At 61.6% G+C, this 19,146-nt stretch carries 24 protein-coding genes; 13 read left to right on the top strand and 11 right to left on the bottom strand.

Going from position 1 to position 19,146, the window contains the following annotated elements:
- Positions 1-13: 13 nt before the first annotated feature.
- From hisD to K6T12_RS09180, 10 genes are all read right to left on the bottom strand, one after another.
- A complete protein-coding gene (gene hisD / locus K6T12_RS09225) occupies positions 14-1,321 on the bottom strand; it encodes a histidinol dehydrogenase (protein WP_222221703.1) in 1,308 nt (435 codons plus the stop codon).
- Complete coding sequence (hisG, locus tag K6T12_RS09220) at positions 1,318-1,971, bottom strand: ATP phosphoribosyltransferase (RefSeq protein WP_222221701.1); 654 nt, start codon at positions 1,969-1,971, stop codon at positions 1,318-1,320. The genes hisD and hisG overlap by 4 nt, the downstream gene beginning before the upstream one ends.
- An 18-nt stretch (positions 1,972-1,989) precedes the next feature.
- Positions 1,990-3,252, bottom strand: a complete 1,263-nt coding sequence (gene murA, locus K6T12_RS09215; protein ID WP_222221699.1) for a UDP-N-acetylglucosamine 1-carboxyvinyltransferase — start codon at positions 3,250-3,252, stop codon at positions 1,990-1,992.
- A gap of 25 nt (positions 3,253-3,277) precedes the next feature.
- Positions 3,278-3,520, bottom strand: coding sequence for a BolA family protein (locus K6T12_RS09210; RefSeq protein WP_222221697.1), 243 nt, complete (start codon positions 3,518-3,520; stop codon positions 3,278-3,280).
- Positions 3,521-3,666: 146 nt separating this feature from the next.
- The gene (locus tag K6T12_RS09205; RefSeq protein ID WP_222221695.1) at positions 3,667-3,993 is read right to left on the bottom strand and encodes an STAS domain-containing protein; all 327 of its coding nucleotides are present in this window, start codon (positions 3,991-3,993) and stop codon (positions 3,667-3,669) included.
- Positions 3,993-4,631, bottom strand: coding sequence for an MlaC/ttg2D family ABC transporter substrate-binding protein (locus tag K6T12_RS09200; protein WP_222221800.1), 639 nt, complete (start codon positions 4,629-4,631; stop codon positions 3,993-3,995). The genes K6T12_RS09205 and K6T12_RS09200 overlap by 1 nt, the downstream gene beginning before the upstream one ends.
- 17 nt (positions 4,632-4,648) lie before the next feature.
- The gene (mlaD, locus tag K6T12_RS09195) at positions 4,649-5,107 is read right to left on the bottom strand and encodes an outer membrane lipid asymmetry maintenance protein MlaD (RefSeq protein WP_222221693.1); all 459 of its coding nucleotides are present in this window, start codon (positions 5,105-5,107) and stop codon (positions 4,649-4,651) included.
- Between the two features lie 2 nt (positions 5,108-5,109).
- A complete protein-coding gene (gene mlaE / locus K6T12_RS09190) occupies positions 5,110-5,784 on the bottom strand; it encodes a lipid asymmetry maintenance ABC transporter permease subunit MlaE (protein WP_222221691.1) in 675 nt (224 codons plus the stop codon).
- Positions 5,785-5,905: 121 nt separating this feature from the next.
- Entirely contained in the window at positions 5,906-6,688 is a 783-nt protein-coding gene (gene mlaE / locus K6T12_RS09185) for a lipid asymmetry maintenance ABC transporter permease subunit MlaE (protein WP_222221689.1), read from the bottom strand.
- Complete coding sequence (locus K6T12_RS09180) at positions 6,685-7,500, bottom strand: ATP-binding cassette domain-containing protein (protein ID WP_222221687.1); 816 nt, start codon at positions 7,498-7,500, stop codon at positions 6,685-6,687. Before K6T12_RS09180 ends, mlaE (K6T12_RS09185) begins: the two co-directional genes overlap by 4 nt.
- A 395-nt stretch (positions 7,501-7,895) precedes the next feature.
- Here K6T12_RS09180 and K6T12_RS09175 point away from each other — a divergent pair, with 395 nt between their 5' ends.
- The 13 genes from K6T12_RS09175 (at position 7,896) to yjgA (ending at position 18,019) form a co-directional block, all read left to right on the top strand.
- On the top strand, positions 7,896-8,852 hold the full coding sequence (locus tag K6T12_RS09175) for a calcium/sodium antiporter (RefSeq protein WP_222221685.1): 957 nt from the start codon (positions 7,896-7,898) through the stop codon (positions 8,850-8,852).
- 33 nt (positions 8,853-8,885) lie between these two features.
- Positions 8,886-9,860: a KpsF/GutQ family sugar-phosphate isomerase gene (locus K6T12_RS09170; RefSeq protein WP_255611645.1), complete on the top strand. Its 975-nt coding sequence runs from the start codon at positions 8,886-8,888 to the stop codon at positions 9,858-9,860.
- Positions 9,860-10,405: a KdsC family phosphatase gene (locus tag K6T12_RS09165; protein WP_222221683.1), complete on the top strand. Its 546-nt coding sequence runs from the start codon at positions 9,860-9,862 to the stop codon at positions 10,403-10,405. Before K6T12_RS09170 ends, K6T12_RS09165 begins: the two co-directional genes overlap by 1 nt.
- Complete coding sequence (lptC, locus tag K6T12_RS09160) at positions 10,402-10,965, top strand: LPS export ABC transporter periplasmic protein LptC (protein WP_222221681.1); 564 nt, start codon at positions 10,402-10,404, stop codon at positions 10,963-10,965. Before K6T12_RS09165 ends, lptC begins: the two co-directional genes overlap by 4 nt.
- Positions 10,955-11,461 carry a lipopolysaccharide transport periplasmic protein LptA gene (gene lptA, locus K6T12_RS09155; protein ID WP_222221679.1) on the top strand — a complete coding sequence of 169 codons (507 nt, stop codon included), beginning with the start codon at positions 10,955-10,957 and terminating at the stop codon, positions 11,459-11,461. The genes lptC and lptA overlap by 11 nt, the downstream gene beginning before the upstream one ends.
- Positions 11,458-12,183 (top strand): LPS export ABC transporter ATP-binding protein, encoded by a 726-nt coding sequence (lptB, locus tag K6T12_RS09150; RefSeq protein WP_222221677.1) that lies wholly within the window; start codon positions 11,458-11,460, stop codon positions 12,181-12,183. Before lptA ends, lptB begins: the two co-directional genes overlap by 4 nt.
- A gap of 47 nt (positions 12,184-12,230) precedes the next feature.
- Entirely contained in the window at positions 12,231-13,742 is a 1,512-nt protein-coding gene (locus tag K6T12_RS09145) for an RNA polymerase factor sigma-54 (RefSeq protein WP_222221675.1), read from the top strand.
- A 48-nt stretch (positions 13,743-13,790) separates the two neighbouring features.
- On the top strand, positions 13,791-14,078 hold the full coding sequence (gene hpf / locus K6T12_RS09140; protein ID WP_222221673.1) for a ribosome hibernation-promoting factor, HPF/YfiA family: 288 nt from the start codon (positions 13,791-13,793) through the stop codon (positions 14,076-14,078).
- 15 nt (positions 14,079-14,093) lie between these two features.
- On the top strand, positions 14,094-14,549 hold the full coding sequence (gene ptsN, locus K6T12_RS09135) for a PTS IIA-like nitrogen regulatory protein PtsN (RefSeq protein WP_222221671.1): 456 nt from the start codon (positions 14,094-14,096) through the stop codon (positions 14,547-14,549).
- Between the two features lie 11 nt (positions 14,550-14,560).
- Positions 14,561-15,448 carry an RNase adapter RapZ gene (gene rapZ, locus K6T12_RS09130; RefSeq protein ID WP_222221669.1) on the top strand — a complete coding sequence of 296 codons (888 nt, stop codon included), beginning with the start codon at positions 14,561-14,563 and terminating at the stop codon, positions 15,446-15,448.
- Between the two features lie 43 nt (positions 15,449-15,491).
- The gene (locus tag K6T12_RS09125; RefSeq protein ID WP_222221667.1) at positions 15,492-15,761 is read left to right on the top strand and encodes an HPr family phosphocarrier protein; all 270 of its coding nucleotides are present in this window, start codon (positions 15,492-15,494) and stop codon (positions 15,759-15,761) included.
- Positions 15,762-15,859: 98 nt separating this feature from the next.
- Positions 15,860-17,209 carry a magnesium transporter gene (gene mgtE, locus K6T12_RS09120; protein ID WP_222221665.1) on the top strand — a complete coding sequence of 450 codons (1,350 nt, stop codon included), beginning with the start codon at positions 15,860-15,862 and terminating at the stop codon, positions 17,207-17,209.
- Between the two features lie 279 nt (positions 17,210-17,488).
- Positions 17,489-18,019 (top strand): ribosome biogenesis factor YjgA, encoded by a 531-nt coding sequence (gene yjgA / locus K6T12_RS09115; RefSeq protein WP_222221663.1) that lies wholly within the window; start codon positions 17,489-17,491, stop codon positions 18,017-18,019.
- A gap of 294 nt (positions 18,020-18,313) precedes the next feature.
- Here yjgA and K6T12_RS09110 read toward each other — a convergent pair whose 3' ends face one another.
- Positions 18,314-19,144 carry a carbon-nitrogen hydrolase family protein gene (locus K6T12_RS09110; RefSeq protein WP_222221661.1) on the bottom strand — a complete coding sequence of 277 codons (831 nt, stop codon included), beginning with the start codon at positions 19,142-19,144 and terminating at the stop codon, positions 18,314-18,316.
- Positions 19,145-19,146: the final 2 nt, after the last annotated feature.

Below are 19,146 nucleotides of genomic sequence, written 5' to 3'. Positions count from 1 at the left end.
CGGACGGTTCCGGTCAGTCTTTGATACGGTACTCGGCCGAGCGGGCGTGAGCGGTCAGGCTTTCGCCACGGGCCAATACCGAGGCGACCTTGCCCATCTCGGAGGCGCCGTCGGCCGAGAAGTAGATCAGCGACGAGCGCTTCTGGAAGTCATAGACCCCTAGCGGCGACGAAAACCGCGCGGTGCCGGAGGTCGGCAGCACGTGGTTCGGGCCGGCGCAGTAGTCGCCCAGCGCCTCGGCGGTGTAGCGCCCCATGAAGATCGCACCGGCATGGCGGATCTGCGGCAACAGCTCTTCCGGGTTGTCGACCGACAGCTCCAGGTGTTCCGGCGCAATCCGGTTGCCAACCTCGACCGCCTCGGCCATATCACGCACCTTGATCAACGCCGCCCGCTCACGCAGCGACACTTCGATGATCGACTCACGCTCCATGGTCGGCAGCAGCTTGGCGATACTCTGTTCAACCCGGTCGATGTAATCGGCGTCCGGGCAGACCAGGATCGACTGGGCATCTTCATCGTGCTCGGCCTGCGAGAACAGGTCCATCGCCACCCAGTCCGGGTCGGTCTTGCCGTCGCAGATCACCAGGATCTCCGACGGGCCGGCGATCATATCGATACCGACGGCACCGAACACCGCCCGCTTGGCGGTCGCCACGAAAATGTTGCCGGGGCCGACGATCTTGTCGACCTTGGGCACCGTCTCGGTACCATAGGCCAGCGCAGCCACCGCCTGGGCGCCGCCGATGCAGAACACCCGGTCGACGCCGGCCAGTGCCGCCGCCGCCAGAACCAGCTCGTTCAGCTCGCCGGCCGGTGTCGGTACCACCATGATGATCTCGCCGACGCCCGCCACCTTGGCCGGCATCGCGTTCATCAGCACCGACGACGGATAGGATGCCTTGCCGCCCGGCACGTAGAGGCCGACCCGGTCCATCGGCGTCACCTGCTGGCCCAGCATGGTGCCGTCCGCTTCGGTGTACTGCCAGGACTCGCCCTTCTGACGTTCGTGGTAGGTGCGCACCCGCTCAGCTGCCGTTTCCAGCGCCTGGCGCTGCTCCGCCGGCAGGCCGTCCAGCGCCTGCTGCAGCCGTTCGCGGCTCATCTCCAGCTCGGCCATCGAGGCCACCGACATCCGGTCGAAGCGGTTGGTGTATTCCACCACCGCGGCATCCCCTTCCGCCTTGACCTTCATCAGGATCTCATCGACGATCTGGTTGACCTTGCTGTCGGAGACCGACTCCCAGGCCAGCAGCCGGTCCAACTGGGCGGCAAAATCGTCCTGGCTGCTGTCCAGCTTGAGAATGTTCAGCTCGCTCATCCGTTCACCTCCGCGCGACGCGCCGCGATAGCCGTGTCCAGCAGGTCGAGAATCGGCTGGATCTGGCGGTGCTTCATCTTCAGCGACGCCTGACCAACCACCAGCCGCGAGCTGATATCGGCGATATGCTCCATCGGCTCCAGGCCGTTGGCACGCAGGGTGTTGCCGGTGTCGACGATATCGACGATGCGGTCGGCCAGCCCCATGATCGGCGCCAGCTCCATCGCCCCGTACAGCTTGATGATGTCCACCTGCTGGCCCTTGCGTGCGAAGTAGTCACGGGTCACGTTGACGAACTTGGTGGCCACCTTCATCCGGCCGTTGACCGAAGGCGCATCCTTCATGCCCGCCACCATCAGCTTGCACTTGGCGATCTCCAGGTCGATCGGCTCGTACAGCCCCTCGCCGCCATGTTCCAGCAGTACATCCTTACCGGCCACGCCCATATCGGCACCGCCGTACTCGACATAGGTCGGCACGTCGGTGGCACGGATCACCACCAGCTTGATGTTGTCATGGTTGGTGTCGAAGATCAGTTTGCGGCTGCTAAAGATATCCTCGGCCGGTTCGATACCGGCAGCCGCCAGCAGCGGCAGGGTTTCTTTCAGAATACGCCCCTTGGACAGGGCAATAGTCAGATTCTGCTTCATCCTGATCTTCACTCACTCTCAGCCCGGCACGCGACGGATCCGCGCACCCAGCAGTTGTAATTTTTCTTCAATACACTCGTAACCGCGATCGATGTGGTAGATCCGGTCGATGGTGGTTTCGCCGTCGGCGACCAGTGCGGCGATCACCAGGCTGGCCGAAGCCCGCAGATCGGTCGCCATCACCGGCGCACCCTGCAATTTTTCAACACCTTCGATCACCGCGGTATTACCGTCGATGGTTACGTTGGCGCCCATGCGGATCATCTCCTGCATGTGCATGAAACGGTTTTCGAATACCGTCTCCTTCACTTTGCCGACACCTTCGGCAACGATATTGACCGCTGCGAACTGGGCCTGCATATCGGTCGGGAACGCCGGATAGGGGGCAGTGGTGATGTTCACCGCCTGGGCGCGCTTGCCCTTCATATCCAGGGTGATCCAGTCGGCTCCGGTTTCAACCTCGGCGCCCGCTTCGCGGAACTTCTGCAGCACCGCATCCAGGGTATCCGGCCGGGTGTTCTTGACCTTGATACGGCCGCCGGTGGCCGCCACCGCCGCCAGGTAGGTACCGGTTTCGATACGGTCCGGCAACACCGAGTAGGTGCAGCCGTGCAGCTTCTCGACACCGTTGACCACGATGGTATCGGTGCCGTGACCGCTGATATCGGCGCCCATGGCGATCAGGCACTCGGCCAGATCGACCACTTCCGGCTCGCGGGCGGCGTTTTCGATGATGGTCTGGCCTTCCGCCAGGGTCGCCGCCATCAGCACGTTTTCAGTGCCGGTTACGGTGACCATGTCGAAAAACACCGGCGCGCCCTTCAGGCGGCCGTTGCTGCGGGCATGGATGTAACCGCCGGTGACTTCCACCTCGGCACCCATCGCCTCCAGACCACGGATATGCTGATCGACCGGACGACTGCCGATCGCGCAGCCACCCGGCAGCGACACCCGGGCTTCGCCGAAATGCGCCAGCAACGGCCCCAACACCAGGATCGACGCCCGCATGGTCTTGACCAGCTCGTACGGGGCGTGGGTCTCGCGCAAGGTACGCGGATCCACTTCGACACTGAGCTTTTCGTCGACGGTCAGTTCAACACCCATGCGGCGCACCAGCTCCAACATGGTGGTGATGTCGTGCAGATGCGGCAGGTTGCAGACGGTAACCGGCTCGGAGGCCAGCAGGGTTGCCGCCAGAATCGGCAGCGCGGAGTTTTTCGCCCCGGAGATGCGCACCTCGCCATTGAGCTGGGCACCACCGGTAATAATCAGTTTATCCATCAGGAAGTTCGGACCTCGGCCGGGTTTATTTCTGCAGCGCTTGCCACTGCTCAGGCGTGTAGGCCTTGATGGTCAACGCATGGATGGTGCCGTTCTTGATATATTCGTTCAGGCACTGGTACACCAGCTGCTGTTTTTTCACCGGCATCAGCCCGGCGAAAATTTCACCCACCACGGTCACCTGGAAATCGCAGCCTTCACCGGCGGTATAGGCAGTGCAACCCTCCAGGTTGCTTTCCAGAATCTGCTTAACTTCGTCAGCGTGCATGCAAGACCCCGTACAATCGTAACTAATTTAAAGAATTTTAAAGAATTCAACTTATAAAGCGCAGCGCCCCATGATACCGGAGCGCCCCGCTCAACGCAGCTTGCCCTGCGCGGCCCGACCTGCGCGGCCCGACCTGCGCGGATTTATCAGGCCGGCAGCGCCTGGTCGACGGGCAGCGCTTCGGTCCACTCCCGCTCCAGGCCGACCAGCCGGCTCAGCGCGTGCAGTTTTTCCGGTACGTTCAGCGCATAGAGCCGCAGGCCGCGCCGGTCGGCCTGGCGCCGGATACAGAGCCACAACGACAGCGCGCTGCTGTCAGCGGCAGTGACGCCGGACAGGTCCAGCGTCAGTTCGCCTGCGGCCTGCGCCAGCTCGGCTTCCAGCAGCCGGCGCAGCTGCAACACGCTGTGGAAGGTTATCTCTCCGCTGATCCGGAGGGTCTGCGAATCCTGTCGCTGGACCTGCACCGCCATCAGGAGCTCTTCCCACCTTCCAGCGACACTTTCTCCTGCCAAAGGTCAATCACCTTGCCCACCTTGCCGTTAACATCCTGGGCCAGGCCGGCAAACTGGTTCTTGAAGGTCAGCCGCAGGTTGATGCCGTCCAGCGAGGCATTAACCAGTTTCCAGCGGCCATCGTCATGCAGCATGTAGTAAACCAGCGTGAACTGGGTACCGTTGGCCGAGGTGACCTGTACCGACACCGCCTGCTGCTCCGGCTTGGGGCTCGGCGCAACCGGCGGCACCATCTCGTAAGACTTGATCTGGAACCCCTGCAGTGCCTTGGCATAGGTCTTCAGCAGTGTCAGCTTGAAGATATCGCTGAACTGGGCCCGCTGGGCATCGCTGGCGCGGCGATAGTACTTGCCCATCACCCGCTTGGAGATGTAGTCGAAATCGACCACCGGCGACAGCACCCGATCAACCTCACCGACCAGATTGCCGAACGCCTCTTCCGATTGCAGCTCCTCGCTATTCAACAGCTGCAGTATATCGGCCGTGGACTTCTCCACCACCGCGGCCGCCTCGTCCCAGCCGGCCTGGGCCAGCGAAGCCATGGCCAACAGCCATATACCGATAACCGCCTGTACCGCTTTCTGATAATTTCGCATCACCGCACAGCCTCCGATTATTCACTCACCGAATTAAACAGGAACTTGCCGACCAGCTCCTCCAGAACCAGCGCCGACTGGGTATCCTCGATATAGTCGCCGTTCTTGAGGACCTCCTCCTCGGCGCCGACGGTCACGCCGATATACTGCTCGCCGAGCAGGCCGGCGGTCAGGATCGACGCCGAGCTGTCGGTCGACAGGAAGTCGACATTTTCATGGATATCCATCTCCACCCGCGCCATCAGTGTCTGCGGGTCCAGCGAGATGCTGCTCACCTTACCGATCAGCACCCCGGACATGGTGACCTTGGAGCGGGCAGTCAGCCCGCCAATATTTTCAAAACGCGCATAGAGCTTGTAGGTCTGCGGTTGATCGGCCAGCTTCAAACCGCTGACATTCAACGCCAACATCAACAGCGCCAGCGCTCCTACCAACAGGAACGCACCAACGCTGACCTCGATAACCCTCGTCCGCATATTCAGAGATCTCCAAACATCAAAGCGGTCAGGACAAAATCCAGACCCAGTACAGCCAATGACGAATACACCACCGTCCGGGTGGTCGCCTGGCTGATTCCCTCGGAAGTCGGTACGCAATCGTAGCCCTGGAACACCGCGACCCAAGTAACCACGAAGCCGAACACCATTGCCTTTATACTGCCGTTCAGCACATCTTCGCTGAAATCGACCGAATTCTGCATATTGGCCCAGAAGGCCCCTTCGTAAATGCCCAGCCACTCGATACCGACCATCGCGCCGCCCCAGACGCCGACCACGGCAAACACCGCCGCCAGCAGAGGCAAGCTGATAAACCCGGCCCAGAAACGCGGCGCGATTATCCGCCGCAGCGGGTCGACGCCGATCATCTCCAGGCTGGCCAGCTGTTCGGTGGCCTTCATCAAGCCGATCTCGGCGGTCAACGCCGAGCCGGCCCGCCCGGCGAACAGCAACGCGGCGACCACCGGCGCCAGCTCGCGCACCAGGCTCAGCGCCACCATCTGACCAACCGCCTGTTCGGAGCCGTAGTCCACCAAGATGGTATAGCCCTGCAAACCGAGCACCATGCCGATAAACAGCCCGGACACCATGATAATGATCAGCGACTGCACGCCGACAAAGTAGATCTGCCGGACCAACAGCGGCAGCATCTGCATCGGCGCCGGACGCGCTCGGCCAGCTTCAAACCGCTGACATTCAACGCCAACATCAACAGCGCCAGCGCTCCTACCAACAGGAACGCACCAACGCTGACCTCGATAACCCTCGTCCGCATATTCAGAGATCTCCAAACATCAAAGCGGTCAGGACAAAATCCAGACCCAGTACAGCCAATGACGAATACACCACCGTCCGGGTGGTCGCCTGGCTGATTCCCTCGGAAGTCGGTACGCAATCGTAGCCCTGGAACACCGCGACCCAAGTAACCACGAAGCCGAACACCATTGCCTTTATACTGCCGTTCAGCACATCTTCGCTGAAATCGACCGAATTCTGCATATTGGCCCAGAAGGCCCCTTCGTAAATGCCCAGCCACTCGATACCGACCATCGCGCCGCCCCAGACGCCGACCACGGCAAACACCGCCGCCAGCAGAGGCAAGCTGATAAACCCGGCCCAGAAACGCGGCGCGATTATCCGCCGCAGCGGGTCGACGCCGATCATCTCCAGGCTGGCCAGCTGTTCGGTGGCCTTCATCAAGCCGATCTCGGCGGTCAACGCCGAGCCGGCCCGCCCGGCGAACAGCAACGCGGCGACCACCGGCGCCAGCTCGCGCACCAGGCTCAGCGCCACCATCTGACCAACCGCCTGTTCGGAGCCGTAGTCCACCAAGATGGTATAGCCCTGCAAACCGAGCACCATGCCGATAAACAGCCCGGACACCATGATAATGATCAGCGACTGCACGCCGACAAAGTAGATCTGCCGGACCAACAGCGGCAGCATCTGCATCGGCGCCGGACGCGCCAGCAACGCCTGCATCAGCATCACCCCGGCACGACCGAACGCCGCCAGCCGGCCCAACCCGTAACGGCCGGTTGCCGCAATCAATTCAATCATCCCTTGCGCCCCTGCATCAGGTCGTCGTCATAGTCGCCGGCCGGGAAATGGAACGGCACCGGTCCGTCCGGCAGCCCCTGCATGAACTGGCGCACCTGCGGCGAGTCGGCCTCGGCCAGTTGTTTGGGCGTCCCCTGCGCCACCACCCCGCCCTCGGCGATCAGGTAGATGTAATCGGCGATCCCCAGGGTCTCCTGAATATCGTGCGAGACGATGATACTGGTGTGATCGGTCGCCTCGTTCAGCTGCCGGATCAGATTGACCAATACCCCCATGGCGATCGGATCCTGGCCGGTAAACGGTTCATCGTACATCAGAATATCCGGGTCCAACGCCACGGCCCGGGCCAGCGCCACCCGGCGCGCCATGCCACCGGACAGCTCGCTCGGCATCAGGTCGCGGGCGCCGCGCAAACCAACCGCGTGCAACTTCATCAACACGATGTCGCGAATCATCTCCTCCGGCAGCTCGGTGTGCACCCGCAGCGGGAAGGCGACATTCTCGAACACGGTCATGTCGGTAAACAGCGCACCGCTCTGGAACAGCATCCCCATCCGCTCACGCACCCGGAACAGCTCACGCCGACCCAACCGGGGAATATCCTGGCCATCGAGAAGAATCTCACCGCTATCGGGCTTGAGCTGCCCGCCGATCAGCTTCAACAGGGTGGTCTTCCCGGTCCCGGATGGCCCCATGATGGCGGTAATCTTGCCGCGCGGGATCTGGATATCGACATTACGATAAATCGGCCGGTCTCCGCGGCTGAAGCTCAATCCTTTGATATCAATAACAATGTCGTCAAACTGGGTCATCTGGCTCTCAGAATCTGTTGGCTCCAACACCGCCCGCAGGGCAGCCTGGACGCCGGTCAATAGCGCACGGAAATCGGGCATGTAGCCAGGGCGCTACCAAAAAGGGCGAGAACTATAGCATTGCGGCGGTGAAACATGAATATTCCCCGCTCCGGCAGGGCCACAACGCTGCGTTTTGCAAACCCGACCCAATTGACACTTAACTGCATCACGACCCGGCACGGCCAGCCGATCGACAGCCATCAATTATCCCGATCATCACTGAATATTTGATGACCAAGCATGGACTCACCCGATTGAATGATGCGATGAAATCCGCAGTTGCGATTGACCGCCTGCCCCATTCTGTTTAAATAGCGCCTTCGCAAATCACCTGCTCAGGTTTAAGGTCTTTCATGCTTTACCCCATTCTGGCCATCGTCATCGGCTTGGTACTGTTGGTCTGGAGTGCAGACCGGTTCGTTATCGGCGCCGCCGCCTGCGCCCGCAATTTCGGTATGTCGCCGCTGCTGATTGGTCTGACCATCGTCGCATTCGGCACCTCGGCACCGGAGATCCTGGTGTCGACCATGGCGTCGCTGGCCGACGCCGGCAACCTGGCGGTCGGTAACGCACTGGGCTCCAATATCGCCAATATCGCGCTGGTACTGGGGGTAACCGCACTGATCGCCCCGCTGCCGGTCAAATCCGGCGTGCTGCGCCGTGAGATCCCGCTGCTGATTGCCGTCACGGTATTCGCAGGCTTTATCCTGCTGGACCTCAAGCTGACCCGTATCGACGGGGTGCTGTTGCTGTGTACGCTGGCAACCTGCCTGTTCCTGTTCAACCGGTTCCAGAAGATGAACGGCAACGATGAACTGAGCGGCGCAGATGAAGAGGAACTGCCCGAGCTGACGACTGGTCCGGCGCTGCTTTGGCTGCTGCTGGGGCTTACCGTGCTGATCGTCAGTTCGCGTATGCTGGTCTGGGGCGCCACCGAAGTGGCCCTGGCACTGGGCATCAGCGAGCTGATCATCGGCCTGACCATCGTGGCGATCGGCACCAGCCTGCCGGAGCTGGCGGCTTCCATCACCAGCGCCCTGAAAGGTCACCACGATATTGCCATCGGCAACGTGGTCGGCTCCAACATCTTCAACCTGGCCGCCGTGATGGCGGTGCCGGGTCTGATCGCGCCGCTTGAAATGGAGCAACTGGTGATGCTGCGCGACTATTCGGCGATGCTGATCGCCACCCTGCTGCTGGCCGCCTTCGCGCTCTGGCAGCGGCCTCGCACCATCAGCCGGCTGGAAGGCGGCCTGCTGGGCGCCGCTTATGCAGGCTATATGGGTCTGCTGTACACTATGAGCGTTTAACCCTTAGCTATAGACAGGGCAGATCCAATTTCTATGTCTGATCAGATCGATTTTATCGCTTCCGCCAAGCGCACCATCCAGCTTGAAGCAGAGGCGGTGAGCGCACTGGAACAACATCTCAACGGCGATTTCAGCCAGGCCTGCGCGCTGATGCTGAACTGCAAGGGCCGGGTGATCGTCACCGGCATGGGCAAGTCCGGCCATATCGGCAACAAGATCGCCGCCACCCTGGCCAGCACGGGCACGCCCTCATTCTTCGTCCATCCCGGCGAGGCCAGCCATGGCGACTTGGGAATGATCACCGGCAACGACCTGGTGCTGGCACTGTCCAACTCCGGCGAAACCGCCGAGGTGGTCACCATCCTGCCGCTGATCAAGCGGATGAAGGCGCCGCTGATCAGTATCACCGCCAACCCCGACTCAACCCTGTCTCAGGCGTCCGACGTCAACTTGCATATCGGCGTCGACAAAGAGGCCTGCCCGCTGAACCTGGCGCCGACCTCCTCCACCACCACCCAGTTGGTGCTGGGCGATGCGCTGGCGATCGCCCTGCTGGAAGCGCGCGGTTTCGGTGCCGAGGATTTCGCCTTCTCCCATCCCGGCGGCAGCCTGGGGCGGCGACTTCTGCTGAAGGTGGAAGACGTGATGCACACCGGCGAAGACATCCCGCTGGTCAACGAGCAAACCCCGCTCAACGCGGCACTGATCGAAGTGACCCGCAAGCGGCTCGGCATGACCGCCGTGGTGGACGGCGCCGGCAAGCTGACCGGTATCTTTACCGACGGCGACCTGCGTCGCGCGATCGATCAGGACGTCGACCTCAAGAGCACTCCGATTCACCAGATAATGACCCGTAACTGCACCACCGTGCCGGCCGAGATGCTGGCCGCCGAAGCGGTACAGATCATGCAGAGCAAGCAGATCAACGCGCTGGTGGTGGTCGACCGGGACCAGCTGCCCGTCGGTGCGCTGAACATGCACGACATGCTGAAAGCGGGGGTGATCTGATGAGCTGGTCTTTCGAACTCGACGAAGTGCAACGCGCCAAGCTGGCCAACATCAAGCTGGCGGTGTTCGACGTCGACGGCATCCTGACCAATGGCCAGCTGCTGTTCCTGCCGGACGGCCAGGAGGTCAAACAGTTCAACACCCTGGACGGGCTCGGTATCAAGCTGCTGCAGCAGGCCGGGATTGAAACCGCGATCATCACCGGACGTCGCTCCCCCCAGGTGGAACTACGTGCCAAGGCACTGGGTATCACCTATCTGCAGCAGGGCCGCGAAGACAAACTGACCGCTCTGCAGGAACTCTGGCAGCGTAGCGGCCATGACGCCGAGGTTACCGCCTATATCGGCGACGACCTGCCGGACCTGGCGGCGATCCGCGCCGCGGCGTTCGGCGCCTGCGTACCGAATGGCCACCCGCTGGTCCAGCAGAAGGCCGACTGGGTCAGCAGCCGACGTGGCGGCGAGGGCGCCGGCCGTGAATTCTGCGAGCTTATCCTAGATGCTCAGGGTAAGCTGGCCCCGCTGCTGGAAAGCTACTACGGATGAGCAGTACCCGTCTGCGCCTGTTGCTTGCCGGCCTTCTGCTGCTACCGCTGCTGCTCTATTGGGGCTTTGGTGGTACGCCGCGTCAGCAGCCACGCGAGGCGCCGATGGAGCCGACCGCGGACTACTTCATGCGCGGGGTGCAGGTTGCCGAGTACGGCGACGACGGCCGGCTCAAGCGCCAGGTGAGCGCCAGCGAAATGAAGCACCTGCCGCAACTGGCCGAGCACCGCTTCAGCGACCCGCACCTGAAAGTCTACCGTGAGGGACGCCCGCCGATTCAGATCACTGCGCTGCACGGCTCCCTGGACGACGCCCAACAACAACTGGAACTTGAAGGGAAGGTGCGGGTTCATGATAATCCGGACACTGGCCGTGGCTCGCAGCTGGACACCAGCCGACTGACGCTGTTTCCACAACGCGACTTCGCCCAGACTGACGCCCCGGTGGTGCTGACCACAGCATTCGACCGGGTCACGGCCACCGGGATGACCGCAGACCTGGCGGCGGGCCGGATGGAACTGCTCTCCGACGTAAAAGGGCTGCATAATCATGCGCAATAAATTGACCACACTGCTGGCCCTCGGCCTGCTGTTGTTCTCCGGTAGCAGCCTGGCGCTGCCCTCCGACCGCGAACAGCCGATCCATATCACTGCCGACAGTGCCAGCATCGACGACCGTACCGGTATCACCCGCTACCGCGGCAACGTCATCATCCGCCAGGGATCCCTGGCGATCGACGCCGACGATGTCGAGATGCACCGCAACGACGACGGCATCCAGAAGATCATCGCCACCGGCAAACAAGCTCATTTCCGCCAGCAGCCCAGCGCCGATCAGCCCTATACTGATGCATATGGCGACCGTCTGGTGTACCAGGTGGGCGCCCAGAGCGTGACGGCAACAGGCAACGCCCGCGTCAAGCAGGGCGAAGACCAGTTCAGCGGCGCCCGCATCGTGTACGACATGAACCGCTCGGTGGTCGATGCCTTCGGTGGCGACGAGGGCAAGGGTCGCGTCCAGATGGTTATCCAGCCTAAGACGAAGAGTAAAGAATGAGCTGCCTGCAAGCGGTAAATCTGGCCAAGCAATACCGTGGCCGCGAGGTGGTCAAGGACGTTTCGCTGCACATCAAGCGGGGTGAGATCGTCGGCCTGCTCGGCCCGAACGGCGCCGGCAAGACCACCTGCTTCTACATGATCGTCGGGCTGGTACCGGCCGATAAGGGCTGCGTGCGGATCGACGACCAGGATATCACCCGGCTGCCGATGCACGGCCGGGCCCGTTCCGGCATCGGCTACCTGCCGCAGGAAGCGTCGATCTTCCGTAAGCTGAGCGTTCGCGATAACCTGATGGCTATTCTGGAAACCCGCGCCGACCTCAACCGCGCCCAGCGCGAGCAGAAAATGGAGGAACTGCTGGCCGAGTTCCATATCACCCATATCCGCGACAGCCTCGGCATGAGCCTGTCCGGCGGCGAACGACGCCGGGTCGAGATCGCCCGGGCACTGGCCACCGAGCCGTCCTTCATCCTGCTGGATGAGCCCTTTGCCGGCGTCGACCCGATATCGGTCAATGACATCAAGGCGACCATCAAGCATCTTCAGGAACGTGGTATCGGTATCCTGATTACCGACCACAATGTCAGGGAAACGCTGGATATCTGCGAACAGGCCTATATCGTCAGTGAAGGCACGATCCTGGCCAACGGCAGCCCGGCCGAGATCATGAGTAACGACGCGGTACGCGCAGCCTACCTCGGCGAACAGTTCCGGCTCTGAGCCGGCACACCGCGATAACGCTGACAGGAGTAACAGCTAGTACGCTTATGAAACAGGCACTGCAACTCAAGATCGGGCAACAGCTCACCATGACCCCGCAACTGCAGCAGGCGATCCGCCTGTTGCAGCTGTCCACGCTTGATCTTCAGCAGGAGATTCAGGAAGCGCTCGACAACAACCCGATGCTGGAAACCGGCGAGGACGACCACGAGGCCCCCGCCGAACAGGAACAACACCGCGACCAGCAGGCGGCGGACGACAGCGACAAACTGACCGCCAGTGCCAGTGACGACAGCAGCGAGCAGGACGACAGCCAGCTGACCGACGACAACTGGAAAGAGGATATTCCCGACGAGCTGGGCATCGACAGCAGCTGGGACGATACCTTCCAGAGTGCCCTGCCGAGCAGCGCCAGCCGCGACGATTTCGACCTGCCGCAGGAAAACGACAGCGCCGAAGAGACCCTGCAGGACCACCTGTTGTGGCAGCTCAACCTGACCCCGATGAGCGACAGCGACCAGCTGATCGCCCAGGCGATTATCGACGGCATCGAGCCGGACGGTTACCTGACCGTCAGCCTGGAAGAGATTCTCGAACATTTTCAGCAGAGCGAGCCGGAGCTGTTCGGCGAGGCCGAGCTGGACGAAGTGGAAGCGGTGCTGCACCGGGTCCAGCAGTTCGACCCGGCCGGTGTCGCCGCCCGCGACCTCAGCGAGTGCCTGCTGCTGCAGCTGGCACAACTGCCGAAAGAAACCCCACTGCTGAAGGAGGCCTGCGCACTGGCCAGCCAGCACCTGGCCCTGCTCGGCAGCCGCGACTACCGTCAGCTGATGCGCAAAACCCGACTCAAGGAAGCCCAGCTGCAACAGGTGATCAGCCTGATCCAGTCGCTGAATCCCAAGCCTGGCGCGACTATCGCCTCCGGCAAAGCGGAGTACGTGATCCCCGATGTGATCGTGCAGAAGATCCGCGGCGTCTGGACCGTGGCGCTGAACCCGGACATCTCGCCACGGCTGCGTATCAACAGCAGCTACGCCGACCTGATTCGCCGCGCCGACAACAGCGCCGACAACACCTACCTGAAGAATCACCTGCAGGAAGCACGCTGGTTCATCAAGAGCCTGCTAAGCCGCAACGAAACCCTGCTGAAGGTGGCCCGCGAGATCGTCAACCGGCAGAGCGACTTCCTGGAGCATGGCGACGAAGCGATGAAGCCGATGGTGCTGCACGATATCGCCGAAGCGGTGGAGATGCACGAGTCCACCATCTCCAGGGTGACCACCCAGAAATACATGCATACCCCCCGGGGTATTTTCGAGCTGAAGTACTTTTTCTCCAGCCACGTCAGCACCTCGGATGGCGGCGCCGCCTCGTCGACCGCGATCCGGGCGGTGATCAAAAAGCTGGTGGCCGCGGAAAATCCGGCCAAGCCGCTGAGTGACAATAAGATAACGCAACTGCTTGAAGAACAAGGAATCAAGGTCGCCCGCCGAACCATCGCAAAATATCGCGAGGCGATGGCGATTCCACCTTCTAATGAGCGGAAGCGTCTGGTTTAATGGAATGAAATCAAGACGAGCGATCGTCGCTGTCAGTAGGAGAGAGCTATGCAGATAAACATCACCGGACATCATGTAGAACTGACTGATGCACTGAATGATTACGTCCACAGCAAGTTCGAAAAGCTGGAGCGTCACTTCGAAAACATCACCAATGTGCAGGTGACCCTGAGCATTGAGAAGCAGCGACAGAAAGCCGAAGCCGATGTACATGTAGCCGGTGGCCAGGTCTTCGCCACCCATGAACATGACGATATGTATGCCGCGATTGATGGCCTGACCGACAAGCTGGACCGTCAGATCATCAAGCATAAAGAGAAACTCAAGAAACACTGATTCCGTCACATTCTAATGACGATAACCGACATCCTGACACCCTCAAGAACGCTCTGCGATCTTGAGGGTGGCAGCAAAAAACGCATCCTGGAAACCGTCGGCAATATCATTGCCGAGCAAACGCCCTCTCTCGACGCGGACGCGGTCTTTGCAGGCCTGATCAACCGTGAGCGACTCGGCAGTACCGGCTTTGGCGACGGTGTGGCGATCCCTCACTGCCGGCTGAGCAACTGCAATGAAGCGCTGGGCTACCTGATCAAGCTGCAGACGCCGATCGACTTCGATGCGATCGACCGTCAGCCGGTCGACCTGTTGTTCGTGCTGATCGTGCCCGAAGAGGCCTGCGAAGAGCACCTCACCACCCTGTCCAGCATTGCCGAACTGCTCAGCAAGTCCGAGGTGCGCGAGCAGCTACGCAACGCGCACACCGCCGAATCGCTGTATAAAGTTATTCAGCATCAGGCTGTCTGAGAGGCCGGCCGATGAAACTGGTGGTGGTCAGCGGCCGTTCCGGCTCCGGCAAAAGTACCGCATTGCAGGCGCTGGAAGATATCGGCTTCTACTGCATCGACAACCTGCCGGCCCGATTGCTACCAGACCTGGTCGAGCAGATGTCTGCCAACGCCGATCATCCCGCCCAGGTGGCCGTCAGTATCGACGCCCGTAATCTACGCTCCAACCTGCTGCAGTTTCCGCAGATCTATCAGCAGTTGTGCACTGCCGGCCAGGCCGCCCTCGAGCTGCTGTTCCTGGATGCCGGCGAAGCGACCCTGCTGAAACGCTTCAGCGCCACCCGCCGCAAACACCCGCTGACCGACAACCGCCAGGGGCTGCAGGAGGCGATCCAGCTGGAGAAGGAGTTGCTGGAACCGATCGCCAACCTGGCCGATATCCGCATCGATACCACCCGGCTGACGCTCTACCAGCTGCGCGACACCATCAAGCTGCGGATAGCCCAGCGCAAGGAACAGCAGATGTCGATCCAGTTCGAGTCGTTCGGCTTCAAGCACGGTGTACCGCTGGATGTCGACCTGGTGTTCGACGTGCGGGTGCTGCCCAACCCTTACTGGATTCCCGAACTGCGCGGCTTTACCGGCCGCGAGGCACCGGTGGTCGAGTTCCTCGACAACCAGCCGGAGGTCGCCGAGATGATCGCCGATATCCGGGGCTACCTGCAGAAATGGCTGCCCAGCTACGCCGCCAACAACCGCAGCTACGTCACCATCGGTATCGGCTGCACCGGTGGCCAGCACCGTTCGGTCTATATCGCCGAACGACTGACTTCTCATTTCGCCGACCGTATGGATAATGTCCATGTTCGCCATCGTGAGCTAGGGAGCGTTTCCGATAGTTCAGGCAGCACTGAATAATCGAGAAAGTCCCCCGACATCATCCGGAGGTTGAGTCATCGCTATGCTGGAAAAGCAGGTCACCATCATCAACAAGCTGGGGCTTCATGCCCGGGCCGCCGCCAAGCTGATCAATACCACCAGCCAGTTTTCCAGCGATATCAAGCTGGTCAAAGAGGGCCGCGAGGTGGATGGCAAAAGCATCATGGCGGTGATGATGTTGGCTGCAGCCAAGGGAACCGAACTGACCGTCCAGGCCCGCGGCGAGGACGCCGAACAGGCGCTGCTGGCGATCGAGACGCTGATCCAAAACCGTTTCGACGAGGCTGAATAACCCGGCGCACGCTTATTCCCGCCCTGCTATTTGGTTATAATGCCGGCGCCGCCACCCGGCACCTCCCTGTATATTCGTCTTCCTGAGCGGGTACCTGCATGAGCACGCAACCGACAAAAAGCCATCTCGACCGGCTGACCGAAGCACTGGAAGGCGGCGAGTTCCAGCAGATTCGCTATATCCTCAACAACAGCCTCAAACCGACCGAAGCTGCCCGGCTGATCGAAAAGACCCCGCCGAAGGAACGCCAAGTGCTCTGGGGGCTGATCAGCAAGGACAACGAGGGTGAGATCCTGCAGTATCTGGGCGACGATGTGCGTGCCGAGATTCTGCGCCGGATGGATGCCAGCGAAGTACTGGCGATCACCGAATCGCTCGACGTCGACGACATGGTGGATGTGATCCAGCAGCTACCGGATACGGTAATGCGCGAGCTGCTGCGGATCATGGACAAGCAGAACCGCAAGCGGATCGAGAAAGTCCTCTCCTACCCGGAGGATACCGCCGGCGGCCTGATGAACATCGATACCGTGACGATCCGACCGGACATCACGGTAGAAACCGCGCTACGCTATATTCGTCGCCACGACGAGATCCCGGAGATGACCGACAGCCTGATCGTAGTCAGCCGTAAGGACGTCTACATCGGCTTTCTGCCACTGACCAAGCTGCTGGTCTCCGATCCGAGCATCACCGTGCGCGAGATCATGACCACCGATGTCGAGCCGATTCCGGCCGATATGCCGGACGACGAGGTGGCGCGCTTGTTCCAGGAGCACGACCTGGTATCGGCCCCGGTGGTGGACACCAAGGGCAAGCTGCTCGGCCGTATCACCATCGATGACGTGGTTGACGTAATCCGCGAGGACGCCGATCACTCGCTGATGAGCATGGCCGGTCTCGACGAGGATGAAGACACCTTTGCGCCGATCATGCGCACCACCCGCCGACGGGCGGTCTGGCTCGGTATCAACCTGTTGACCGCCTTCCTGGCCGCCGGGGTGATCGGGATCTTCGAGGAAACCATCGACAAGGTGGTGGCGCTGGCGGTACTGATGCCGATCGTCGCCAGCATGGGCGGCATCGCCGGCTCGCAGACCCTGACCCTGGTGATCCGCGGCCAGGCACTGGGCCATGTCGAGCGCTCCAACGCCGGCTGGCTGCTAAACCGCGAATTGGTGGTCAGCTCGCTGAACGGCCTGCTGTGGGCGGCGGTGGTCGCCGTGGCGGCGATAGCCTGGTTCCAGGACACCACCATCGGCATCGTCATCGCGATGGCGATCGTAATTAACCTGGTCGCCGGCGCGATGGCCGGAACTCTGCTGCCACTGGGCCTGAAAGCGATGGGGATCGACCCGGCTCTGGCCGGCAGCGTATTGCTGACAACCATTACCGACGTGGTGGGCTTTTTCGCCTTTCTGGGGCTGGCCACCCTGTTCTATACATAGGGGGCGCTCTCAAGTTATTCAGTGCACGCTGTTGCCCCTGAAAAATCGCCAGACAAGGCGTGAGGAGAGACGTTTGGTTGCTCCAAATGAATGACGAACAACGCAGTATGGCGCTTTTTTCAGGGGCAACCGGAAGGCCGGGCCCCTTTTCTCCCACAGCGGCGTTATCATTCGCTTATGTAGAATGACTAACAGCACTCATTCTGCCTTGCTGTACGGGAAAAGGGGCTCCGGCAGCGTTGGCTGAATAATTGAGAACGCCCCCAAGACAGAGACGACGTGACAGAACATAATGATTTCGAACACGGCCAGGGGCCGGAGTTTGACGAAGAGTGGGTCAGTAAGACCGAGATCAAGCGCCAGGTGCACGAGCTCAAAGCATTGGGCGAAAGGCTGCTGGAGCTTAACGTCCAGCAGCAGGCCAAGGTGCCGATGAGCGACGAGCTGCGTGCCGCGCTGGAGGAAGCCACCCGCATCAAGCCCCGTAGCAACGCGATGAAGCGCCACCTGGGCTTTATTGGCCGGTTGATGCAGACCGAAGATGCCGACCAGATCCGCCAGGCACTGGAACGGTTCGAAGCCGGCAAGCAGGCCCACACCGCGCTGTTCCACAAACTGGAGCGTTGGCGCGACCAACTGATCACCGGCGGCAACGATGTGCTGCAGGCCTACCTGGCGGAATACCCGCAGGCCGACATCCAGCACCTGCGCCAGCTGATCCGCAATGCCAAGAAGGAAGCGGACAAACAGCAGCCGCCGGCCAGCGCCCGCAAGCTGTTTAAATACCTGCGCGAACTGGCCGACGTCTAATCGTCAGCTCGATCTGCAATCCAGCCGCACCGGATCCGGTCGCGGCTGAGCCTGCCCGGCCTGAGCCCCTCCTACAAGGTTTCGCGCTGCGCAGCCGCCCGCTCCGTGGACGACACCCTCGGCACCGCCAAGCCATCGCGGTCGGACGGGCCTGTCGTAGCAGCCCGCTCTGAGGGCGACAGCCTCGTACGGTGCCAGACCGGTCGCGGTCGGAGCCCGCTGCTACAGGGTTTCGCGCTGCGTTACAGCCCACTTGGTATGCCCCTTGGGTGCAGCGGGCGACATCCGTAAAAACTAAAAACCGGCCTGCTGGCGGTGCGCCAGTACCGGCATCCGCCGGCGCAGCTCGTCCAGCGCCGCCAGGTCGACCGGTGCCGTTACCACCCCGGCGCCCTGCGCCCGCTGGGCCAATACCGTACCGTTGCCATCCACCACCATGCTCTGGCCCCAGGTCTCCCGGCTGGCGCTGTGCCTGCCGCCCTGGTTGGCACCGATCAGATAGCACTGGGTCTCGATCGCCCGCGCCCGCAGCAATACTTCCCAGTGTGCCTGACCGGTAACGTAGGTGAATGCCGAGGGTACCGTTATCAGCTGTGCGCCCTGCTCGCGCAGGCGCATGAACTGCTCAGGAAAACGCAGGTCGTAGCAGATGGTCAGGCCAAGTTTGCCCAGCGGCGTCTCCACCAGTACCAGCTCATCACCAGCCTCCACCAGGTCGGACTCCCGGTAGGCGCCATGGGCATCATCCACCTGGACATCGAACAGGTGAACCTTGTCGTAGCGGGCCTGCAACTCGCCGTCGCTGTCCAGCACCAGGCAGGCGGATCGCACCCGCGGCGCAGCCACCTCGCCCCGGCCGGCATCCAATCTCGGCACGCTGCCGGCGACGATCCAGATCCCCAACTGACGGGCCTGTTCTCTCAGGAAGCGCTCAATCCCCTGCTCCTCCTGCTCATGTTCGGCCAGTGCCCGCAACGCCGGTGAATCCAGCAAGGCGAAGTTTTCCGGCAGCACCGCCAGCGCGGCCCCCTGCTCGGCGGCCTGCTTCAGCAACTGGCTGACCTCCCGGAGATTGGCCGTCAGGTCACTGCCCGATACCATCTGAATTGCTGCCACAGCCCCCATAA

Origin of the sequence: Marinobacterium arenosum, assembly GCF_019795155.1 — a bacterium.
GTDB classification, from domain to species: domain Bacteria; phylum Pseudomonadota; class Gammaproteobacteria; order Pseudomonadales; family Balneatricaceae; genus Marinobacterium_C; species Marinobacterium_C arenosum.
Note: the sequence above shows the minus strand (reverse complement) of the source record. Positions and strands in the feature narration are given on the sequence as shown.

What these genes read in the sequence shown, in the direction of transcription:
- K6T12_RS09145 (WP_222221675.1), top strand. Translation starts at nt 12,231, where the DNA reads ATGAAACAGGCACTGCAACTCAAGATCGGGCAACAGCTCACCATGACC.
- K6T12_RS09175 (WP_222221685.1), top strand. Translation starts at nt 7,896, where the DNA reads ATGCTTTACCCCATTCTGGCCATCGTCATCGGCTTGGTACTGTTGGTC.
- mgtE (WP_222221665.1), top strand. Translation starts at nt 15,860, where the DNA reads ATGAGCACGCAACCGACAAAAAGCCATCTCGACCGGCTGACCGAAGCA.
- K6T12_RS09165 (WP_222221683.1), top strand. Translation starts at nt 9,860, where the DNA reads ATGAGCTGGTCTTTCGAACTCGACGAAGTGCAACGCGCCAAGCTGGCC.
- lptC (WP_222221681.1), top strand. Translation starts at nt 10,402, where the DNA reads ATGAGCAGTACCCGTCTGCGCCTGTTGCTTGCCGGCCTTCTGCTGCTA.
- K6T12_RS09110 (WP_222221661.1), bottom strand. Translation starts at nt 19,144, where the DNA reads ATGGGGGCTGTGGCAGCAATTCAGATGGTATCGGGCAGTGACCTGACG.
- K6T12_RS09210 (WP_222221697.1), bottom strand. Translation starts at nt 3,520, where the DNA reads ATGCACGCTGACGAAGTTAAGCAGATTCTGGAAAGCAACCTGGAGGGT.
- hpf (WP_222221673.1), top strand. Translation starts at nt 13,791, where the DNA reads ATGCAGATAAACATCACCGGACATCATGTAGAACTGACTGATGCACTG.
- mlaE (WP_222221691.1), bottom strand. Translation starts at nt 5,784, where the DNA reads ATGCAGATGCTGCCGCTGTTGGTCCGGCAGATCTACTTTGTCGGCGTG.
- K6T12_RS09170 (WP_255611645.1), top strand. Translation starts at nt 8,886, where the DNA reads ATGTCTGATCAGATCGATTTTATCGCTTCCGCCAAGCGCACCATCCAG.
- K6T12_RS09180 (WP_222221687.1), bottom strand. Translation starts at nt 7,500, where the DNA reads ATGACCCAGTTTGACGACATTGTTATTGATATCAAAGGATTGAGCTTC.
- K6T12_RS09200 (WP_222221800.1), bottom strand. Translation starts at nt 4,631, where the DNA reads ATGCGAAATTATCAGAAAGCGGTACAGGCGGTTATCGGTATATGGCTG.
- lptA (WP_222221679.1), top strand. Translation starts at nt 10,955, where the DNA reads ATGCGCAATAAATTGACCACACTGCTGGCCCTCGGCCTGCTGTTGTTC.
- hisD (WP_222221703.1), bottom strand. Translation starts at nt 1,321, where the DNA reads ATGAGCGAGCTGAACATTCTCAAGCTGGACAGCAGCCAGGACGATTTT.
- K6T12_RS09125 (WP_222221667.1), top strand. Translation starts at nt 15,492, where the DNA reads ATGCTGGAAAAGCAGGTCACCATCATCAACAAGCTGGGGCTTCATGCC.
- murA (WP_222221699.1), bottom strand. Translation starts at nt 3,252, where the DNA reads ATGGATAAACTGATTATTACCGGTGGTGCCCAGCTCAATGGCGAGGTG.
- mlaE (WP_222221689.1), bottom strand. Translation starts at nt 6,688, where the DNA reads ATGATTGAATTGATTGCGGCAACCGGCCGTTACGGGTTGGGCCGGCTG.
- ptsN (WP_222221671.1), top strand. Translation starts at nt 14,094, where the DNA reads ATGACGATAACCGACATCCTGACACCCTCAAGAACGCTCTGCGATCTT.
- lptB (WP_222221677.1), top strand. Translation starts at nt 11,458, where the DNA reads ATGAGCTGCCTGCAAGCGGTAAATCTGGCCAAGCAATACCGTGGCCGC.
- rapZ (WP_222221669.1), top strand. Translation starts at nt 14,561, where the DNA reads ATGAAACTGGTGGTGGTCAGCGGCCGTTCCGGCTCCGGCAAAAGTACC.
- hisG (WP_222221701.1), bottom strand. Translation starts at nt 1,971, where the DNA reads ATGAAGCAGAATCTGACTATTGCCCTGTCCAAGGGGCGTATTCTGAAA.
- mlaD (WP_222221693.1), bottom strand. Translation starts at nt 5,107, where the DNA reads ATGCGGACGAGGGTTATCGAGGTCAGCGTTGGTGCGTTCCTGTTGGTA.
- K6T12_RS09205 (WP_222221695.1), bottom strand. Translation starts at nt 3,993, where the DNA reads ATGGCGGTGCAGGTCCAGCGACAGGATTCGCAGACCCTCCGGATCAGC.